General features: G+C 36.6%; 2 protein-coding genes. Both read left to right on the top strand.

Translation table 11 applies throughout. From position 1 onward, the window contains the following. Nucleotides 1–678, top strand: a 678-nt coding sequence (locus IEW94_RS09060; protein WP_188652173.1) for a GH92 family glycosyl hydrolase, incomplete at its 5' end; no start/stop codon positions are given. A 3-nt stretch (nucleotides 679–681) separates the two neighbouring features. Beyond that, nucleotides 682–2,388 (top strand): sodium:solute symporter family protein (locus IEW94_RS09055; RefSeq protein ID WP_188652224.1); only part of this gene is annotated, 1,707 nt, incomplete at its 3' end.

Here is a 2,388-nt window from a genome sequence, read left to right as displayed (position 1 = left end):
TTTGACCCGAAACATTCCAATCACAGAGAACATACCGATTACACCGAAGGCAATGCATGGCAACACAGCTGGTTTGTACCTCAAGATGTTGAAAATCTAGTTCAACTACATGGAGGGGACGATATGTTTGCTAGCCGCTTAGAACAATTATTTACAGAAAGTTCTGAGATTACAGGCGATAACGTATCGGCTGATATTTCAGGTTTGATTGGTCAGTATGCGCATGGTAATGAACCGAGTCATCATATTGCTTATATGTTTAACCATGCCGATAAACCATGGTTAACACAATATTGGGTGCACCATATTTTGGATACCCAATACAATACTACACCAAATGGTTTAAGCGGTAATGAAGATTGCGGGCAAATGTCCGCTTGGTATGTGTTCAGTTCCATTGGGTTATATCCTATGAACCCAGCTTCGGGCGATTACGAAATAGGAAGCCCAATTTTTGAAAAGACAACCATTAATCTTCCAAACGGTAAAACATTTGTGATTGAAGCAGAAAATGTCTCAGACCAAAACATTTACATTAAAGCAGCCACACTTAATGGTCAAGAATTCAATAAGACTTCAATTTCCCATAAACAAATAACCCAGGGAGGAGTTCTGCATTTTGTTATGAGTCCGAAACCAAATAAGAATTGGGGTATAACAATTAAAAGCAACCAATAACAAATGGATCTCATAGATTTAAGCATTATTATATGTTATGTTCTATTAACCGTTGGTGTTGGCGTTTGGATTTCCAAAAAGGCATCAAAAGGATTGGATCATTACTTTCTTGGTGGCAAATCTATAAAATGGTATTATTTGGGCTTAAGTAATGGCTCGGGTATGTTTGACATATCTGGAACAGCTTGGATGGTTGGTATTTTGTTTTTATATGGTGTGAAAAGTTTTATGTTTATGTGGCTTTGGCCCATATGGAACCAAATTTTCGTCATGATGTTTTTAGCTGTCTGGATACGTCGCTCTAAGGTGATGACGGGTTCTGAATGGATTTTAACTCGTTTTGGAAATGACCGAGCAGGAAAAGCATCTCATATTATAGTCGCCATCTTTGCTATTGTCTCAGCTATCGGGTTTATAGCATACTTTTTTGAAGGCATCGGTAAGTTTTTGACTGTGATTTTACCATGGGACTTAACCCTTCATTTGGGTCATACCGTCCTATTTAATTCAGAACAATCTTATGCGTTGATTATTATATTTTTAACAACGGTATATACTGTTAAAGGCGGCATGTTTTCTGTGGTAGCTACTGAAGTATTGCAATATGGTATCATGGTTATTGCTGGTCTTCTTGTAGCGGGCTACACGTTAATCTATTTTACGGATATTCAAATAACCTCTGTGATTTCTGAGGAATGGAAAAACGTGTTTTTTGGTTGGGAACTTGATGCGCAATGGAGTTCTAAATATCAAGTTTTTAATAATTTAATTGATTCTGAAGGCTATAAAATGTTTGGCGCCTTAGTTGGAATGTCTTTATTTAAAGGGTTTTTTGCCAGTATCGCCGGGCCAACACCAAGCTATGATTTACAACGCATTCTGTCTACAAAATCAGTTAAAGAAGCCGCTTATATGAGTGGGTTTACCAACCTAATTTTATTTATCCCAAGATATTTGTTGATTGCTGGTATTGTTGTTATTGCCTTGGTTACATTGACTCCAGAAATGGCTTCAAATACCGCTTTAAGCGGGGTTGACTTAGAAATTTTATTACCAAAAATCATAAACTTTCATGTGCCAGTTGGTGTTAAAGGTCTACTTTTGGCAGGCTTATTAGCGGCTTTTATGTCTACCTTTTCGGCATTTGTAAACGCGGGTCCAGCCTATATAGTCAATGATATTTATAAAAAATATTTTAAACCCAAAGCTACAAACGAGCATTATATAAAAATCAGTCACGTAGCATCTTTTGTTGTTGTTGGTCTGGGTGTTTTTATGGGCTTTTTTGCAGACTCCATTAACTCATTAACACTATGGATTACAAGCTCTTTATTTGGGGGCTATGTGGCAGCTAATTTTTTAAAATGGGTTTGGTGGCGCTTTAATGGTTGGGGTTATTTTTGGGGGATGTTTTCAGGACTTGTAATTGCTTCACTGCAATTTGTGTTAGACCATAACAAAGGAAACTTTGCTACAGGAACATTTTTTTACCATTTATCTGAATTGCAGGCTATTTACTTATTCCCAATAATATTTGGGTTTTCAATGCTAGGATCTCTTTTAGGAACCTACTTAACAAAGCCCACAAATATAGATGTGTTAAAATCATTTTATACCAATGTGAGACCATGGGGTTGGTGGAAACCGGTTTTTAGAACATTGAAATCTGAAGACAACTCCTTTACAAAGAATAATGATTTTTATAAAGAT

Source organism: Yeosuana aromativorans (assembly GCF_014646655.1).
Taxonomy (GTDB): domain Bacteria; phylum Bacteroidota; class Bacteroidia; order Flavobacteriales; family Flavobacteriaceae; genus Yeosuana; species Yeosuana aromativorans.
Note: the sequence above shows the minus strand (reverse complement) of the source record. Positions and strands in the feature narration are given on the sequence as shown.